Annotated in this window: 13 protein-coding genes and 1 pseudogene; 12 read left to right on the top strand and 2 right to left on the bottom strand. The window is 50.5% G+C overall.

What is annotated here, in order from left to right:
- The first annotated feature begins 656 nt into the window (after positions 1-656).
- From dndC to EOHIBHHM_RS17560, 8 genes are read left to right on the top strand one after another with little or no spacing between them, the layout of a single operon-like run.
- On the top strand, positions 657-2,138 hold the full coding sequence (gene dndC / locus EOHIBHHM_RS17595) for a DNA phosphorothioation system sulfurtransferase DndC (RefSeq protein ID WP_497252890.1): 1,482 nt from the start codon (positions 657-659) through the stop codon (positions 2,136-2,138).
- Positions 2,139-2,152: 14 nt separating this feature from the next.
- Positions 2,153-4,177, top strand: coding sequence for a DNA sulfur modification protein DndD (dndD, locus tag EOHIBHHM_RS17590; protein ID WP_497252888.1), 2,025 nt, complete (start codon positions 2,153-2,155; stop codon positions 4,175-4,177).
- On the top strand, positions 4,174-4,587 hold the full coding sequence (gene dndE, locus EOHIBHHM_RS17585) for a DNA sulfur modification protein DndE (protein ID WP_497252886.1): 414 nt from the start codon (positions 4,174-4,176) through the stop codon (positions 4,585-4,587). The genes dndD and dndE overlap by 4 nt, the downstream gene beginning before the upstream one ends.
- On the top strand, positions 4,584-5,765 hold the full coding sequence (locus EOHIBHHM_RS17580) for a cysteine desulfurase family protein (protein ID WP_497252884.1): 1,182 nt from the start codon (positions 4,584-4,586) through the stop codon (positions 5,763-5,765). Before dndE ends, EOHIBHHM_RS17580 begins: the two co-directional genes overlap by 4 nt.
- Before the next feature lie 25 nt (positions 5,766-5,790).
- A complete protein-coding gene (locus EOHIBHHM_RS17575; RefSeq protein WP_497252882.1) occupies positions 5,791-7,950 on the top strand; it encodes a DEAD/DEAH box helicase family protein in 2,160 nt (719 codons plus the stop codon).
- Complete coding sequence (locus tag EOHIBHHM_RS17570; protein ID WP_497252880.1) at positions 7,947-8,147, top strand: DNA modification system-associated small protein; 201 nt, start codon at positions 7,947-7,949, stop codon at positions 8,145-8,147. The genes EOHIBHHM_RS17575 and EOHIBHHM_RS17570 overlap by 4 nt, the downstream gene beginning before the upstream one ends.
- 4 nt (positions 8,148-8,151) lie before the next feature.
- Entirely contained in the window at positions 8,152-10,215 is a 2,064-nt protein-coding gene (locus EOHIBHHM_RS17565) for an AAA family ATPase (RefSeq protein WP_497252878.1), read from the top strand.
- Positions 10,212-10,697 carry a hypothetical protein gene (locus tag EOHIBHHM_RS17560; protein WP_497252876.1) on the top strand — a complete coding sequence of 162 codons (486 nt, stop codon included), beginning with the start codon at positions 10,212-10,214 and terminating at the stop codon, positions 10,695-10,697. The genes EOHIBHHM_RS17565 and EOHIBHHM_RS17560 overlap by 4 nt, the downstream gene beginning before the upstream one ends.
- A 5-nt stretch (positions 10,698-10,702) precedes the next feature.
- Here EOHIBHHM_RS17560 and EOHIBHHM_RS17555 read toward each other — a convergent pair whose 3' ends face one another.
- Positions 10,703-11,722: a DUF5797 family protein gene (locus tag EOHIBHHM_RS17555; protein ID WP_497252874.1), complete on the bottom strand. Its 1,020-nt coding sequence runs from the start codon at positions 11,720-11,722 to the stop codon at positions 10,703-10,705.
- 206 nt (positions 11,723-11,928) lie between these two features.
- On the opposite strand from EOHIBHHM_RS17555, the pseudogene EOHIBHHM_RS17550 reads away from it, so the two are divergent.
- The 4 genes and pseudogenes from EOHIBHHM_RS17550 (at position 11,929) to EOHIBHHM_RS17535 (ending at position 17,622) form a co-directional block, all read left to right on the top strand.
- Positions 11,929-13,097, top strand: a pseudogene (locus EOHIBHHM_RS17550) (ISH3 family transposase).
- 633 nt (positions 13,098-13,730) lie between these two features.
- Positions 13,731-14,507 (top strand): DNA-methyltransferase, encoded by a 777-nt coding sequence (locus tag EOHIBHHM_RS17545; protein WP_497252872.1) that lies wholly within the window; start codon positions 13,731-13,733, stop codon positions 14,505-14,507.
- Positions 14,508-14,777: 270 nt separating this feature from the next.
- Positions 14,778-15,893, top strand: a complete 1,116-nt coding sequence (locus EOHIBHHM_RS17540; RefSeq protein ID WP_497252870.1) for a tyrosine-type recombinase/integrase — start codon at positions 14,778-14,780, stop codon at positions 15,891-15,893.
- A 463-nt stretch (positions 15,894-16,356) separates the two neighbouring features.
- Positions 16,357-17,622, top strand: a complete 1,266-nt coding sequence (locus EOHIBHHM_RS17535) for a recombinase family protein (protein ID WP_497252868.1) — start codon at positions 16,357-16,359, stop codon at positions 17,620-17,622.
- Here the strand turns inward: EOHIBHHM_RS17535 and EOHIBHHM_RS17530 are convergent.
- Complete coding sequence (locus EOHIBHHM_RS17530; RefSeq protein ID WP_497257048.1) at positions 17,594-18,214, bottom strand: transcription initiation factor IIB family protein; 621 nt, start codon at positions 18,212-18,214, stop codon at positions 17,594-17,596. The two genes, EOHIBHHM_RS17535 and EOHIBHHM_RS17530, sit on opposite strands and share 29 nt — an antisense overlap.
- Positions 18,215-18,266: the final 52 nt, after the last annotated feature.

Below are 18,266 nucleotides of genomic sequence, written 5' to 3'. Positions count from 1 at the left end.
AGATACTATCTCACTGTCTCGATCGAAACCCATCGATGTTCGGTTAACACTGCGAGTAATATTAGGTGCATACATGAACGGCTGAATTCAGCCGCTTTGAGATCTTTGCCCAAATCACAACGCCCGGCAATTCGCCACTCATAGTTCAACTGAACACGGATGGCCCACCGTCGATGTCGAACAGGAAGACACCACTGCATTTGAGTACGAGCAGACATACCTGTTCAAACAGTACCTCGCCAAAGATGATCTCTATCAGCAGCTTCAACAACACTCTGGCTCTGACAGATACTAACTTGAAGTCCTTGAAAGAGAGCTTTCGGAGGTGAGTCAGATATTATATAATTTCTCCTACGAACTACAGATAGCTGATGAACCAATGGATTACTGCGTCGTCGAAGGGAAGCAGGTAGATTCATCAGACATACTGAGAAATTCAGTGGCATCAGCGTCGAGGAAACTACGAAACACACCTCATGAAAGATGAAATGTCATTAACCCGAATAGTCAGGCAAGGAGCTACCCGACTCAGAAAAACAGAGCTAAGAAAGGAGAATCTACTATGGAAAATCGTCGGATCGTAGCGGAACCGGTGGTAGTGGCAACGGTACATACAAGTGACTTCCAGAAGGCTACCCTAGACAAGAGTCTAAGTAATGAGTACTGACAATCTCGACGTTTCAAATACGGGTCAGGAGAAAGGAGAGTCCGTATTCGACAATCGTTCTCTCGAAGACATCTATGAGGAAATACGAGGAACCTATCTCGCAGATGAGCGGCCATGGGTAATCGGGTATAGTGGCGGAAAAGACTCCACTACTGCACTTCAACTCATTTGGTACGCTATCAAAGATCTCCCAGATGAGCAGCAAACCAAACCCATACACGTCATTTCTTCTGATACTCTCGTCGAAACACCCAAGATTGTAAACCATATTACCAGCACTCTTGAAAACATCAACGAATACTCTGAGAAAGAGAATCTTCCCTTCAAAGCCCACAAAGTCACCCCGAAAGTTGACGACTCCTTCTGGGTCAACCTCATCGGACGCGGCTACCCAGCACCCAACCAGACCTTCCGCTGGTGTACCGAACGGCTAAAAATCGACCCTGCTGACCGCTTCATCCAAGAGAAAGTCTCCGACCACGGTGAAGTCTTAGTTGTTCTCGGAGCACGCAAAGCCGAATCCGCGACTCGGAAACAGGTGATGGAGATGCATAGTATCGAAGGCAGCGTCCTCTCACGCCACAACAAATTCGCCAACGCCTTCGTCTACACACCCATCGAAGACTGGATCGTCGACGACGTCTGGTCCTACCTCATGCAAGTCGAATGTCCCTGGGGCAAAGAAAATCGGGATCTCGCAGCACTCTACCAGGAAGCCGACGATGAATGTCCGATGGTTATCGACACGAAAACACCCTCCTGCGGTAACAGCCGCTTCGGTTGTTGGACCTGCACCGTCATCTCGGAAGACAAAGCGATGCAGAACATGATCGACGAAGGCGATGAGTGGATGGAACCGCTTCTGGAGTTCCGTGATTTCCTGAAATCCACCCAAGACCCAGAGGAGAAGCCGAAATACAGGCAGGTCAAAGGCCGTCAACACGGCTACGTTAAAACCAAGACCAACGGTGACAACGGAATCATCCCCCGTGCCCACAAATTTGAGTTCTGCAAAGATCTGCTGAGGAAACTGCTTGAGACCCAGCAAAAGGTGAACGAGCAGCTCCCGGACGACGAGGAGATGGATCTAATCCGGGACGAGGAGCTGCGAGAAATCCGCCGGATTTGGCGAGAAGAAAGAGCAGACTGGGAAGACTCCGTTCCTAATATCTACGAAGATGTTATGGGGAAAGACATCGGCTGGGTCCAAGACGACTACGGTGCCTTCGGAGAAACCGAAGCCAAACTGCTCAAGGAAATCGCAGACAAGCACGATGTCCCTCCAGAACTTGTTCAGCGCTTACTGGACACCGAACTTCAGCACCACGGAATGAAACGCCGAGCCTCGATCTACAACGAGGTTGACAAGGTCATGCGAGAAGACTGGCGTCCGATGGAAGAAATCGTCGCAGATATCGAAGGTGAAGAGAACATCGAAAAGTGGCAGTACACGCCAGAATCGCAGACATAAACGCTCTCTAATCAATGAAACTGACAAAGCTGGTCATCAATGATTTCGGCCCATATCGCGGTAGAAACGAGTTTACGCTAACCACTTCTCAAGACTCTCCTATTATTTTGTTCGGCGGGTCAAACGGAGCCGGAAAAACCACGCTGTTCCGAGGCGTTCAAATCTGTCTTCACGGACGAAGCGCATTGGGCCAACGGGTCAGTGAAGCAGATTACAAGGACCACATCAGAGGAAAGCTCCACGAGTACCCTGAACAAACAGCTGACAAAGCCTCAATCCGCCTCGAATTTGAGTACGCCTACATGGGTGAGGTGGACCACTATAGCGTTGAACGATCCTGGCGTGACCGTGGGAAAAGCATCATTGAGAATCTCGAGGTACGTCGGAACGGAAAACTACCCTCTGATCTCGACAAAGACCAGTGGGAAGACTTTCTGAAAGAGCTGATCCCGCCGGGAATCTCACAGCTCTTTTTCTTCGACGGTGAGAAAGTCCAAGAACTCGCCACCGCAATCGAAGACGACGAAAGCTTCGAAAGCTCCCTCTTCTCACTTCTCGGTCTCGATCTCGTAGACAGACTTGACGCTGACCTCTCTATTTACCGCTCCAGAAAGCTCGATGAAAGCGGTCTCGAAGGCATCACCGAGGAAATCAACGAACTCCAAGAAAAGAAAGAAGAACTAGAGAACCGGGAACAAGAACTCAAGCACGAGAAGCAAGATAAAGAAGAGCGGCTTGCAGAACTCGAAAGCGAGATCGATACTAAGGAAGCCGAAATTGCTCAAGAGGGTGGGGCCTACGCAAACAAACGCGAGGAGCTCAAAGAACGCCGGGCAGAACTCAATGCGAAAATTGAGAACGCCGAAGAAGACATTAGGGAAATCGTTACCGACGCATACCCATTCGCACTTGCACCTGACCTCTGTCAGAGCGTTGTCAACCGGCTGAAAGACGAAAGCGAGAAACAGGAAACCACTGCTGCCAGAGAACGGCTTGACAACGAACTCGACGAGGCCCTGAACGGCGATGTTTTCAGCGACTTGGACGTGCCTGAAGACCAAGCTGAGGAAATCAAGACCCGGCTTCAGTCAGAAATCCAGAACAGGTTCCAAGTTGAGGATGAGGACACACAGCTCCTACACCAGTTCTCCGAAGCACAGCGCCGAGAGATGTATGGTGTCGTCGACCGAGCATTGAATGATGTACCCGAAACACTCGGCTCAAAATCCAGCGGGTTGGAGAGTATGGTTCGGGAACTACAGAACATCGAGGAAAAGCTCGGACGTGCCCCGGAAGAAGAAGACATCTCACCGCTCATTGAGGACCTAAACGAGTTGATTGAGGAGAAAGAGTCTCTCAAGTCTGATGTCGGAGATATCGAGGAAGAACTGAGCAAACTTGACACCCGAACATCCCGGCTCGGAAACCAGATTGAAAACAAGCTCGATCGGAAGGACGACAAGGAAACCGTCTCAGAGCGGGCTGAGTTGGCCTCCAATGTTCAAGACGTGCTGAGTGAATATCGTGAAGACTTGGCCAAGGAGAAGCTCCGGAACCTCGAAGACGCACTTACTGAACGGTACCTCTCACTCTCTAATAAGAGCGACTTTTACGATGGAATTGAGGTTGATGAAGACGCTCTCGATATCAAAGTTCGAACTAAGCACGGGAACCACAAACCCCAATCCGAACTCTCTGCCGGTGAGCGCCAGATCTTCGCAACCTCTCTTCTCTGGGCACTGGCAGAGATCTCCGGAAGGCCGCTCCCCTTCATCGTCGACACACCGCTCGGTCGTCTCGACAAAGCCCACCGCGAAAACTTAGTGGAGAACTTTTTCCCAGAAGCAGCACACCAAGTCTTGGTGTTCTCCACTGACACTGAAATCGACGACGAGTACTACGACAAACTGAACGACGACGTTACTCAAGCATACCACCTCAACTACAACCAGGAGGAAGGCTACACATCAGTCACCCGTGGCTACTTTTGGTCGAATACTGACCAAGCTGGAGAGATAGATATGGAGGTTACGCAATGAGCAAAGAGTTCAATCGGATACAAATCGGAACAGACGCCACAAATCGGCTACGAATGTTGAAAGGGAATACTGGGCTCACACCAAACTACCTCAGCAGGATCGGACTATGTTATTCCCTGAATGAACCCCGGCCCCCAAACCCAGAGCAATACGATAACGACGGCCAGACGTTCAACCGGTACACCCTGCTCGGAGAACACGACGCACTCTACATGGCACTCCTCAAAGAACGGTTGATCCAAGAGGGCAAAGATCCGGAAGAGGATCTTTACGACGAGTTCGTCGCCCATCTGAACAGGGGTGTGATAAGAGTACATGGAAACATTAGGGATCTCAGTGATTTCCAAGCCTTGGTCCCCAACAGGTTGAAAGAAGACACCGACGTGGAACCGGATAGTGGACTACCATGACTTCCAGCCTTGACGACGCAGTCTATCTTGATCATCACGCCACTACACCGGTAGATGAGCGGGTAGTCGAAGAGATGACCCCGTACCTCACTGAAAACTTCGGAAACCCAGCCAGCGACGACCATCTCTACGGAGCCAAGGCAAAAGAAGGCGTGGAACAAGCACGAAAGCAGATCTCCGAAGTCCTCAACTGCCGTAAGGAAGAAATCATCTTCACCAGTGGTGCAACAGAATCCGACAACTTAGCCATCAAGGGCGTCGCTGACTACGCCGAGAGGAAAGACAAAGGGAACCACATCATTACCGGAGAAACCGAACACGAAGCCATTCTCGAAGCCTGTGAAGCATTAGAGAACCGTGGCTTTGACGTGACCTACCTCCCGGTCGACGAAAACGGGCTCATCAACCCCGACGACGTAAAAGACGCAATCCGAAACGACACTCTCTTGATCTCGGTCATGGCGGCCAACAACGAGATCGGGACCATCGCACCTCTCAAAGAAATCGGGGAAATCGCCAAAGACAACGAGGTCTTCTTCCACACCGACGCAGTCCAAGCAGTCGGCTATGTCCCTATAAACGTCGAAGAGATGGGAATAGATCTGATGTCAATCTCTGCTCACAAAATCTACGGACCGAAAGGTGTTGGAGCCCTCTACGTCCGTCGACGAAACCCGAAGGTCAAACTCGACCCACTCATCCACGGGGGCGGTCACGAACGAGGTTGGCGCTCCGGCACTCTCAACGTACCCTCAATCGTTGGACTCGGCAAGGCAGTACAGTTAGCCGACCAAGAGATGGAAGAACGCCGAAAGCACGTTGACAAACTCATGTCCTACATGTGGGATCGGCTCCAAAATGAACTCGAAGACGTCGTTCTCAACGGTCACCCAGAGAAACGGATTCCTAACAACCTGAACGTCAGCTTCCTCGGAGTCGAAAACAAAGCACTGGTTCAGAATCTACAGCCAGAGATAGCTGTGTCAGCAGGATCTGCCTGTACCACCGGCAAGGTGGAAGCCTCACACGTACTCCAAGCTCTAGGAGGCGACGAGCAACACTGGCACTCCGCAGTCCGTTTCGGACTCGGAAAAGACAACACCCGTGAAGAGATCGAATACGCCACAGACCAGGTTATTCAAAGTGTCTCCCGCCTGCGGAAGTTACAAATAAGCTGACAAACGTTCCTACGAACAACCAAGAATGGCTGACAGAACAACTTCTGAGCAAACCGAGGACGAAGATCATCAAGGTCTCAGAACCCTTTCCCTCGAAAACAGCTATCGATCAGGTAACGACGACATCCTGAACGATTTCTACATACCCTGCCTGAAAACCTCGAGCCAATACGACCGGGCAGCTGGGTACTTTGACAGCAAATCACTTGTTCTCGCCGCCCAAGGAATCTCCAAACTGGTTCTGAACGACGGCAAAATGCGGTTAATCGTCAGCCCCCGCCTCAAGCCCGAAGACATCGAAGTACTAGAGCAAGCCTCTGAACCAGAAGCCGACCTGGATGAAGAAGAAGTCATAGAAAATGCCCTCCACCGTGGACTCTCAACTGAGCAATTCGAGGACTACCTGAAGCGGGATCGATTCAAATGCCTCGCCTGGATGCTCGAAGAAGAGATGCTGGAAATCCGTATCGCCTACATGACCGATGCGGACAATCTCAACCCATTCAGCCATTACCACGAAAAACTGGGGATCTTCTCAGACGACCACGGAAACAAGGTCGCCTTCTTCGGCTCCATCAACGAAACCGAATTAGCGTGGACAGACAACTTCGAATCCTTCGACGTCTACACTAGCTGGTGGCCCGGCCTCGAGATGCGGACCTCCGAGAAACAGGAATCATTCAACAATCTCTGGAAAAACGAGGAATCCAGAGTAACCGTCAAAGAACTACCTGATGCAGTAGAATCCGGACTAAAAGAACACAGCCCCGAAACCGTAAACGGCCACCCAGACCTGGAACTGTTCAACAAAGAGGATACTGGGGAAAGCGAAGAAGAGGAAATCCCTCTCTGGGAACACCAAGAACAATCCATAGACCAATGGATCGCAAACGACTATCACGGTATCTTCGCATTGGCCACCGGCACCGGGAAGACCAGATCTGCAATAGCAGCTGCAAACCTCGATGCCGACAACAGAGTCACTCTCGTCATTGTCCCAACCACCACTCTGCTCAACCAATGGAAAGAAGATATCGAAGAACTCATCGAAGACGTTGAAATCCTGGTCTGTAGTGGAGAGACGGATTGGCGACAAGAGATGCTGAGCCTGGTCAACCCATATCGGACCGAAAGCACGGATGTAATCCACAGCCGACCCAAGCAGTTCATCCTGACAACCATCCACACCGCTGTTGGAGACGCATTCCGAAGCTTCCTCCGAGGAGTTCCCCCCAACCGACTGCAAATCATCGCTGACGAAGTCCACAGATACGGTGCAAACACCTTCAGCCAACTCTTCGAAATAGACGCAGGACGACGAATCGGACTTTCTGCCACCCCTGAACGCAGATTCGACGACACCGGAAATCGGAAAATCATGAGCTACTTCGATGACATCATCTTCCGGTTCGAAACTGCTGAAGCCATCGAGAACAACTATCTATCCAACTATGACTACTATCCCATCATCTGCGAACTCAACGAGGAAGAATACGAGAAGTATAAAAGCTACAGCCAGCAGATAGGCCAAGTCACAAGCGAACTAAACAACGACAATTCCAGCAAGTCCGTCCAAAAGCTTAGAGAAAAGCGAGAAAGACTCTCCCGAGACAGGGCCAAGATCCTGAAAAAGGCCGAGAACAAGCCTCATCGATTCGGCCGCTTTCTGAAAACATATCATCCAACACCAGCCATCATATTCTGTGAAGACAATCAGCAGATTGACCAAATCAAAGACCAACTGAATCGAAAGAAGGGAGAAGACTCCTACGCCGTGTTTGTCTCCGATATGGATGAAGACAAGAAGGCCAGTGCTTTCTACCAGTTCAACAACGGAATGGTAGACTACCTACTGGCTATCAACTGTCTTGATGAAGGGGTTGACGTACCAGATTGCCCGACAGCCATCATCATCGCCAGTTCAAGCAATGAGAGACAATTCATTCAGCGGCGAGGACGTGTTCTTCGAAAAAGTGAAGATAAATCGAAAGCATCGGTCTATGACATGATCACGTTGCCTGGCCTACTCGCAGAGCAGGGTAACAACACGGCCAGGGAATTTGTGAAAAAGGAACTCCATCGAAGTCGGGTTCTCATGGACTCTGCCGACAATCAAGAAGAAATCAGGCAGGAACTTCGAGAACAGCTTGAACCGTACGGACTAGGGCATCTAGCACTGATATGAATACTGAAGAAACCGACCCGGAAATTGAGAAACTAATCGCTGAACAGGCTGATAAGAAGAATATCCCAGAAGATTTACTGAAAGAGATCTACGTCCTCGAAAAAGAAATGGTCACAATGGACCGGAGGGCAGGGCTTCCCTCGGAATTAAGACAGATACTGGAGAGATACGTCGACAACGGATGGAGCATGGAGTAAAACCATGAAGGTTCAAAAAGCAATCATCGAGAATTTCATGCCCTTCTATAAGGAAGTGAATATTAACCTCCAGACTAGTAGTGATTCTCCTCTAATCCTCATGGGTGCGAAAAATGACCGAGGGAAGACTGCTTTTTTCACAGCTATGCGTTTCTGTCTCTACGGATTTGAAGGAGGGAACGCAAAGAAGTCAGAGAAGCGCCGCCAAGCAATCAACCGGAAAGCTGCTGTGGAAGGACTGGGAAAAGCCAGCGTTACTCTCGAATTTACGCACAATCAGAACGTCTACGAGATCGAGAGGGTTATCGAGTTCGACCAAGTCGATGACCCAGATGAACGGGATTGGAACTCCTGCTACGTGAACGTCAGAAAGCCCAGCGTCAGCGAAGGGAAAGAAACGATAATCGACCAGGCACCGAACGAAGACCCTGCCAAAAAGTACAACCGGTTCATCAACGGTATCCTCCCAGAAAGCGCCTCAGATTTTTTCTTTTTCGACGGCGAAAAACTTGACCGATACGCCGGATCCTACAATGACTCCGAGGCAGATGTCCGAGAAGCGATTGAAACAGTTCTCGGCATCCGAGAGATCCAAAACGCCATCCACGACCTCAAAGATGAGGGCAAAGACTACTATCAGGATGAGTGGAAAGATAAAGCAGCGGACGTAGAAGAGCTGCAAGGCCTCTCAGAGGAAATTACCCGCGTCGAAAGCGATATCGAGACGAAAAAAACCGAGAAGGACTCGGCCCAAACCAAGCTGCGGCAGAAAGAGAAGCGCCGTAGTCAAATCGAAGATCGCCTAGCTAAAGCATCCGGTGTATCCGACAAACAGGACCGGGTCAACGAAATCAAAGAGGAAATCGAAGGTAGCGGTCAAGACGACGGCTTGCAGGACAAGCTGAATGAAAAACGTGGAGAGCGGCGTGAACTTCACTCTCGCCTCGGTCCATTGATGATCGGTATCGGAGCAAAACATGTCATCGACAACTACGATGTCTCCATTGTTTCTGGAATGGAAGACACCATCAAGTACCTCATTGGTCAAGACAACTGCCTCTGCGGAGCAGATATCGATGAAGACGCCGAGGAAACCTTAGAACACACTCTCACACAACTGCAGAACGACGAGATGAGCGCCATCTCGGAACTTCAAGGATTCGCTTCAGACCACCTTGAGTGCCTCACTTCCGGGGACTACCCAGAGCATCTGAACGTAAGCCAAGCAAAGAGCGAGTACGTCTCCATCCAAGAAGATATTGATGGATGGGAAGAGGATATCAGCGACCTTGAAGACGAAAGAGAGTCTCTGGAAGAGGATATCGAGAAAGCAACTGTCACCGCTGAAGAAGTGGAATCTCTTCGAAACACGAAGGAGGATCTTGATGAGAAGATCGGCGGGTTGAAAAGTACAATCGAAACTCTAGGAGACGATATCAGTAATCTTGAGGAAGAAAAACGAGAGTTGGAGCAGACAGTTAACTCGATGGAAGCAGCGGACGAAGAGGAACAGCGCTACCGGACCCTGATGAAACTCTCCGACGAGTGTGCTGATGCTTGGGAAGAGATCCGGAATAGGTACGTCGAAACCCAACGTGAAAGTGTCGAGAAACACGCCTCCAAGATCTTCGAAGAGCTCACCAACAAGAATGATGTCTACGAAGGTCTCACTATCAGCAAGGACTACGAACTCGACGTCAAAACAATCTCCGGCAACCGGGATATCGAAGAGCAGAATCCCAGCAAAGGAGCTCGCCAGATTATCGCCTACTCCTTCATCGCTGGGTTGAACAAATTCACTGCCCGGGAAGCACCCGTTGTCATCGACACGCCAATCGGCAGGCTTGACCCAGAACACAAAGAGAACCTGATTGACTACTTCCCCAACTTCCGTGACCAGGTGATTATACTCTACCAGCCGGGCGAACTCAACGAAGAGGATATCGAGCAAATGGGAGATAACATCTCTAGCCATCTAGAGATTCACCAGCGGGAAGGCGACCCCGAATCCTCTCAAGTCAGTCCAATTGAATCAGAGACCGAACTGAAACGGGTGCTTGCCAAATGAGTACTACCACCTCCAGACGACTCAAAACAGCCCGGTTCGATATCTACCGAAAAATGGTGCTGAGGACTGCCCGCAAAGATGATAACGTCAATGTAACCGACGAGAACAACTATCCCTTCGACACCAATTACGAACTGTTCGCGGCTGGTCTGGTCCTCGGATTTCTGCGAGACGACCCCCGTACAGAGTCCGAAGGTAGCTACTCCCAAGACTTCATCCAAGTGAATCGGGTAGGAGGTTCATCCGAAAACGAGTACCGAGAGGGAATTGAGTTCATCTACAAACTCATAGAACTGGAACACAGCGACGAAGATCCAGATGACAGTGAGCTCTGGGAACTGGCTCTGCAGTACGCTGACTCCGGCGTAGAAGCAATCGACCAAGACATCAGCCTGAAAGATGAGTTCGACCTCCTGGCATTCATTGATGAAGCCGATCAGAAGTGGGAAGACCGTTTAGAGGACGTTCTCGTTGATCAATAAGAGGGCTATCCGAGGATATCGTCCAGCCGGTTATTCACCATATTATCGAACTTTTCAGACGACGCTTCCTCCTCTTCTTTCTCCTTGCTCCACTCCTGAAACCGTTCCTTAGCTTTAGTCCAGCTTCCGAAGTACCGGGCTGCCATCGTGGAGCTGTAGCGTCCGTACTCGTTCATCTCCTCTTGGGTAATCTCCCCTCCGACCTCGTCGACCACAAATTGCATATCCTCCAGCAACTGTTCTTCTTTGTCAATACCTGCGGCATCAAGCGCATCATCCCAAGAACCGAACTTCTTTTGATAAGCCTGGGCCGTGAATACGCCTGACTTGTTCATATCCGCTGGATACGGAATTCCCTCCGTTTCTTCATCAACCCACTGTAATTCCTCAATCAGCTCTGCTTCTGAAGGCTCATTTGGTGACGACTCATGCTCTTCTTTTGCTTGAGCTTCCTCTTGCTCTTTCTTTGCCTCTATCGCCGCTATGTAGTCGTCTTTCGTAACTGGGTCTGGAACGATTCCTGCCTCTTGGCAAGCCTCGAACAGACCTCCGAACTCCTCACAGAACCGTTCGGTAGAATAGTTGGAATGAGCCTCGATTTCACCCTCGTCCGGCAGATGACCGAGACTTTGCGCTACCGAAACCAAGTCCATCAAGAGATCTCGGTTACGGATGTTTTTCGACACATCCTCTGTATTGTCTGACTCTTCTGTCACGTACTGGTTCAGACCACTATTTTCACGGACAAAATCTTTCGCCTCTTCTATCACACGGATGTAGCTGTCGTCGTCTCTGTAATAGAACGGCTTCAGCTTTGACTCCAGATAGCGGTGGACCTCGCTGCCCGAAGCCATGTCCCACCTCTTTTTTAGCTTTGAATTACCGGTCGGCTCAAGACGGACAAGATCCAGCAGCCGGTCGTGCTCTTCATCAGAGAGATTGCTGAGTCTTTCTTCGAGGGCTGGTTCAAGATCTGTCCCAAACTGAAAACTTCCTGTATCTTTCCTGTTGTTCGATGGTGGCATACTGTCTCGTTACCTTCTATTTTACAGCGAGATGTATCGTATTTTGTGGTGAAGAAAGGTTGGATTGACCGACCGGCTTCTCTGGCGGATTACTGGTTTCTCTTTGAGTGGAACCCAAAGCGGTCAAATGGGAGTGGATCACCACTCCTACTTCCAATACTCAGTACTTCACAAAGCCGTTAGTTCAGAAGTCCGCTTGTTGAGTTGTGACCAAACAAACCAACCAAGCGGACAGTGAAATCCACGAAGACCAGCTCCTTAATTTCCTCGTTAACACACTCACCGGTGCGTTCAGCCTTGACCTCGGTGAAAACGCTCAAATCGACCCCGAAGATATCTTCGAGGTCCTCGTCGGCGCTACCGCCGACGGGACCTCGATCTCCTCACTCTGTGAGAAGAGCCAAGATTCACCCTCTGGAAACGGCGTTCTCCACCACCTTCGCACCAAGTTCGATCTCGAAACCGTCCAATCAACCGGCAACACGCTTCTTCAACAGGATGTCCTCGAAACGCTTCCCCAGCAGGTGGAGGTCGTTGCGGACCTCCACCTGCGGCCCTACTACGGCGACGAAGACGACACAGACGGTCTCTACTACCACGAAGCGAAAGCGGGAACGACTGCGTTCCACGCCTACGCTACCCTCTACGCACGTGTAGAGAACAAACGCTACACCCTGGCGGTGCGCCGTCTCACCGACGGCGACACCGCCAGCGATGTTCTCGCTGAGTTCCTTGGACTACTCGACAACTTCGAGTTCGACGTCAAAGCGGTCTATCTCGACAGCGGCTTCTACGATGGCAAGTGTCTCACCCTGCTTCAGGTTCACAACTTCGCGTACGTCATCCCGGTCATCAAGTGGGGAGAGGAAATCAAAGAAGAACTCACCACAGGCTGGAGTCGTGAGATCTCCACGATCTCACGACGTCCTTTGGCGATCATGAGTGGACCGTAGAGTTCCCGGTGCTGATCGACTGCACCTACAAGAACGGGCGATACGGCGAAAAAGGGGTGGCGCGTCACGGCTATGCCGCTGACGCGCCGTTCATCGACGAACCACGACAGGCTCGATCCCACTACAGCAAGCGGTTCGGGATCGAGGCGAGCTACCGTCTTTCGGAGTCGACGCTCATCTCGACAACAACGCAAGATCCAGCGAGACGGCTGTTGTTCGTGGTGATTAGCCTGCTGGTTCAGAACGTCTGGCGGTACTTGCACTGGGAGTACGTGGCGACGCCCCGCCGAGGCGGGCGTCGCCTCTGGTGGTGGCCCTTCGAGGAGTTCATCGACATGGTAACTCGGGCAGCGTGGACGGCCCTCGCGGTGCGTCGGGCCGTCCCCGCAAACAGACCACCGGACGACCGATTCCACCGGTAACCACCGACCGGGCTCACGTGCGGTGAAGTGGCAACACTGTCGCGTCGGCGGCAGACCGCCGCCGACAGCGACGACTCTGCGTCGATTCGTCTCTGATTCCCTCATCGAAACCGTCAGTGCGACCACTCCGACCCAGAACTCAACCTTCAGAAACCGCTAGCCGAGGATGCTTTGTGAGGTACTGATACTGGTGGTTGAGAACTATTGTATGACACCCCCGAGGGCGTACCGTGGCAATCAATCGGCTTAGTGAGAAGCAACACGATTTGTAAGTGAATAGGAAGATAGATACAGGATAGAGATGTGCTCTTGGGTGTGTCTCGAAAGTATCGTGATTATGACTGGCTACGCCGAGAATACTACGAAAAAGGCCGGACGTTGAAGGACATCTCTGATCAACTAGGAGTGGACCATACTACTATTTCGAAATGGAGGCGAAAACTCGGCGTCCCAAAAAAGTCCCGTAAAATCGAATTTGACTGTCCAGTTTGTGACGAAGAATTCGTTCGCTCGAAAAGTAGAGTAGAACGGACAAAGCACACCTGTGTCTGTAGTCGAGAATGCCTCCACGAAGCCCGACGAATTGGGTTGTTTGATTGGCATGATAAGATAATCCAAGGAGATTCACGTAATATGGATGCCGTTCCGGATGAAAGCGTCGACCTTGTGGTCACGTCCCCTCCCTATCATGTAGGTGGTTTTACAGCAAGAGAGGGGTACTCCGACTACGACGACTCTCAGGGAATCGATCAGTGGGAGTCGATGATGCAGGCGGTACTCGATGAATTGTACCGAGTGACAAAACCGGACGCAAAAGTTTGTTTTGTATTGGGAACTTCAAAACCAGAAGACAAGCGTACGCACCAGCATCGTCTAGCCGCTCACGCCTATATGCTCGCTCTTGAGGCTGGCTTTGACTACTTTGATGGGATTATCTGGATCAAGAAGACATACTCTAACTCAGGTGGTCGAGATCGCCCTCTGTTCGGAAGCTACCCCTATCCTACGAACTTCCTTGTCAACCAAAATCACGAACAGATTCTTGTCTTCAGGAAGTGGGTTTCTGAGGAGTATCACGAACGGCGTGTCCTACCTTCACAAGGGTCACAAAAGAAGGAAGACAGCAAACTATCACGTAAAGAATGGCGTGAGTACGCTCAGTCAGTCTGGCAGATTGCTCCAGTCAAACAGGGGAGTCATCCTGCACAATTTCCTATTGAACTAGCTGAGAGACTGGTACGCTTGTACAGCTTCCGAGAGGACACTGTTCTAGATCCATTTTGTGGGTCAGGAACAACTGCAGTAGCCGCTGTTCGAAATCAGCGTCACACGTGCGGGTATGAAATTACTAGAGAATATTGCGAGTTGGCTCGGGATCGGCTAGACAAAACAGATTCAGTATTTAACTAAATTACACAGATTGTGCTGCGATTTCTAAATTACCATTTTCCAGTTATATACCTTCGAACTACTGGTTACATTTGTGCTCACGATAGGAGGTAACCAGAACGGCTACCCCCGAAGTCAGAGAGCGCCTCAACGCTCCGCTGACACCCGGATCGTCCGGGGTCTTGTGCACCGCAGAACTACAACCATGAAACACTACGTAATGCACAAGACGTGTGGTAGTTTGTCGAACCGATGTGAAAAGAACTCTGCTGCTGACGAGGTGCGACTCCGATGACGACGAATATGGAGGACCTCCCGGAAGAGCTGCAAGACTTGCTCAAAGGTACTAAAGCATCGCTGGAGCTACTGTCTCCCGAGGATGGCGTCGATCGGTATCTTCAGAGCAGACGAGAGGAGGTCGCTGAGAATACGGTTCAAGAGTACAGTCGAAAGCTCGAATTCTTCCTTGAGTATTGTGACATGGAAGGGGTCGGAAATCTGAATGATTTGGGCGGTCGGGACGTGGATGGCTATGAGGTGTGGCGTCGCTACAAGTCATCTGACCGGGTTGAGATGCTGAGCCAGAAAACGATGCGAGATGACATGTATCTCGTCAAGTCTTTTCTTGACTACCTTGAGAAGATTGACGCTGTTCAGGCTGGACTCGGCTCAAAAGTCAGTATACCCACGCTCGAAGAGGGTGAGGGTGTCCGCAATGACGAGCTCTCTGCCCAACGGAATCGCCGTATCCTCGATCACCTCGCGAAATTCGAGTACGCTACGACAGCCCACACTCTGTGGGTACTCAACTGGTACACAGGGCGAAGACCCGGTGGAATCCACTCACTTGATGTTGAAGATGTGCATACCGAGACTTCCGAACCGTTTATCAAGTTCTGCCATCGTGGCGGGACAACTAGGTTGAAAAAAGGGAAGAACGGTGAAGGGTCGGTCAATATTCCACAGTCTGCAGCAGAGGTGCTGGAGGACTACAAAGAAAATCGGCGGCACGAAGTGACTGATGGAGACGGTCGACGACCGTTCTTGACGTCCAGTGATGGGCGTTTGTCGAAGTCGTACATGCGGAAAATCTTCTATAAGTGGACCCGACCATGTCAGGTTGGAAGTGAGTGCCCTCACGACAAGGTCATCGAAGAGTGTACGGCTGCCCAAGCAGTTGACGACGCATCGAAGTGTGAGTCGAGCAAGTCTCCAATGACAAACCGACATGGGCACATCTCAGAACTCCGCCGTGCTGGTGTTCCTATCACGGTCATCAGCGAACGTTGTGACGTGAGCGAGGAGATCATTGAGAAACACTATGATGAACGCAGTGAAGAGGAACGTCGGAAACTCCGGAGAGAGATACTGAGTCAGTTCACAGAAGATACGGAGGTGGCATTCTGATGAATTGCATTGTCGAGATGATGGTCAGAACCATCCCCACCATTGTCACCGAAGATCCAAATGATGGTCTGAAAGACTTCCGCTTGGAAGAGGCCCTCTAAATCAGGTGGTGTAACGTATGAGCAAACTCCCCTCCCTGAGAGACGTCTCTACCGAATCAGAAGAGCAGACTAGTATCACTGCTCGGCTACCGCGTTGGAGCGAAGCCAGTTGGTCATCAAATCAATCCACACCACTTAAAAAAGAGGTGGACAACGCAGGTATACCTCACTTGTCCATCTCCTTCTTAAGTCCTGTATACAGATTCGGACGTTTCTCGACTACTACCCAAGCTCTGATAGGCATTTGTCTGTTCCATCTGTTATTTAACAGGATGGAGATCTCCAACACTCTGATACCGTGCTTGTTCGGACTGTTGTCGAGAAGCGAAGTAGAGGATAAGCGGTGGGTAGGTCAATACCGAGTGAGTTCAGAGTCCCAATTGGACAACACAAGTATTGAAACCCAGAAGGAAGCTGTTCGACGCGAAATCGGCGAAGCAAACGGACAAGTCGTGCGCGAATTTGAAGGGGCAGAATCTGCAGCAACAATGGAACGCGAAAAACCGGAGAAAATCGTCTCCATGGCTGAAAGTGACAAGTTCGATATCCTCGGGGTCTGGAAGCTTGACCGACTCACTCGAGCAGACCCGTTCGAGAGTTTCATGTACCTAAAACAGCTCAGAGATGAAAAAATCATACTCTACGCTGACACCTATGGTTACATCGATTGGGACGATTTGCACGACTTTAGGACGATTTTTAACCAAGTGCTGTTCGCCCGTCAATGGTATGAGCGAATTAAGAAGGGGGCTGAACAAGGTCAGATCCAACGATTACAAGATGGGAAGTGGCCTTTCGGACCTGTGCCATTCGGATATGAAAAGAACGAGAATCAGGTTGTTCAGCTGACTGAGAAAGGTGAAAAATATATCCCCAAGATATTCCAAACATATCTTGAGACAAAAAATCGATCCGCGTTGAAAGCAGAGGTTGATGAATTCAAGGATTTGGACGAGGTGCTGTCTGATACTCGACTTAGGACAGTGCTGCAAAGCCATCTCTGCGTCGGTGATCTGACGCTAAAAGACACCGTGATCGAGACAAATTCGTCACTACAAGCGGTAGACAGGGATACGTTCAACCGCGCACAAGAGATACTTCGCGAAAGGGCCCCAAGTCGAACGACCGCCAACAACGTCCCGGAGCCAATTAACCGCGCGAGTTACCGGTTCGGTCCCGAATTCTGTTTAGAGTTTCTCGAAGCGATCACAACGGAGTGCCGAAAATGTGGCGGCGAATTGACTCCTGTCGGGAGTACTACTCGATGGGGCATCAAAATGCAAAACTTCGCATGCAAGGAATGCTCATACCAAGGGCCGCTTCTTAACGAGAAAGAATTCAACGAGATTCACCAGACGCTCCCTCTACGATGCCCAGTCTGTCCATCAACGGAAGGCTTCGATGTGGAAGAAAACGAAGCAGGCGAGTTGAAATACAGATACAGCTGCAGAAATTGTGACACCACCTTTCACATAGATCTCCCTCCCGGTAAGTACAAGCGTGCATTCACTCGCCCGGAACACCAGTTTCGGGTTGATGACGAAATGAAGTCGACTACAACCCCTAATGAGATAACAACGTTGTCCTCCGAAGCAGATGTTAACCAGTTGAAAATCGCTGATTTCTAATCTCGGTTGATTTCCGCCACACAGTCTCTTTAGTTACTCCCGCGATCTCGCCCGCTTCACGGAGGGTTGTACCCTCCCCATTCTTTTGAGCAGCTATGTAGAGACTGGCAGCCGCAATTCCGGCTGGATTCCCCGAGAGATTGTGGATACTCTCAAGGATTGTGTTTGCCTCCGAAATGGTCACTTCATTTAATCCCAATTGCTCACCGAGAAATGGCAGATATTTTTTCGGTGGGGTGACTTGAAGCTGTACACCTAATTCTGTAACTAGCGAACGGTACGTCGAGTAGAGCAACGACTCACAAACTCCGACCGATTTCGCGACAGCAGTAATTGGGCGAGGTGACCCTGAATTTCTACAGACAGTATAAATGATTGCACCTACAGTCGCATCCACCCTCCGACCATGCATGAAACGTCGTTCCCAGACGTCGGTGGTTAATCTCGCAGCCTGAGTTCGCTCTTGGGGGTGGACGTTCAGTTCCTCTGCAACAGTATCCATTAGACGAAGTGTTTCAACGAACCGATGCTCAGACGAGTCTTTTGGGACAAAATCTACAAACCAATCGCTTGGACCGAGTTCTTCGTTCACCTCAGTCGTAGTGTTATGTTCTACTGCGACCACTGAGGCGAGTGCCTCTTCA

The sequence above is a fragment of the Halogranum roseipondis genome (genome assembly GCF_059695585.1).
This window is presented reverse-complemented; position numbering and strand designations above follow the sequence as displayed.